This window comes from Aquitalea palustris (assembly GCF_003693445.1).
Classification (GTDB): domain Bacteria; phylum Pseudomonadota; class Gammaproteobacteria; order Burkholderiales; family Chromobacteriaceae; genus Aquitalea; species Aquitalea palustris.
This window is the reverse complement of record NZ_RFAR01000135.1, coordinates 1-584: the sequence shown is the minus strand read 5'-3', so window position 1 is coordinate 584 and position 584 is coordinate 1. Positions and strand designations below refer to the sequence as shown.

Here is a 584-nt window from a genome sequence, read left to right as displayed (position 1 = left end):
CACCGCTCTTTAAAAAACAGAATAACCGATAGGTGTGAGTGCTTGGCGAAAGCCAAATACTTGCACTGCAAGAACAAGAAGTACTTGTTTATTTCTTTGATCTTGCGTGCCAGAAAATTTGCTATGAGATTGAACTGAAGAGTTTGATCCTGGCTCAGATTGAACGCTGGCGGCATGCTTTACACATGCAAGTCGAACGGTAACAGGGAGCTTGCTCCGCTGACGAGTGGCGAACGGGTGAGTAATGCGTCGGAACGTGCCGAGTAGTGGGGGATAACTATCCGAAAGGATAGCTAATACCGCATACGCTTTGAGAAGGAAAGCAGGGGATCGCAAGACCTTGCGCTATTCGAGCGGCCGACGTCTGATTAGCTAGTTGGTGAGGTAAGAGCTCACCAAGGCGACGATCAGTAGCGGGTCTGAGAGGATGATCCGCCACACTGGGACTGAGACACGGCCCAGACTCCTACGGGAGGCAGCAGTGGGGAATTTTGGACAATGGGCGCAAGCCTGATCCAGCCATGCCGCGTGTCTGAAGAAGGCCTTCGGGTTGTAAAGGACTTTTGTCAGGGAGGAAATCCCTA

Annotated in this window: 1 rRNA gene; it reads left to right on the top strand. The window is 51.4% G+C overall.

Going from position 1 to position 584, the window contains the following annotated elements:
* Nucleotides 1–131: 131 nt before the first annotated feature.
* A 16S ribosomal RNA gene (locus EAY64_RS19935) occupies nucleotides 132–584 on the top strand; the annotation flags it as partial.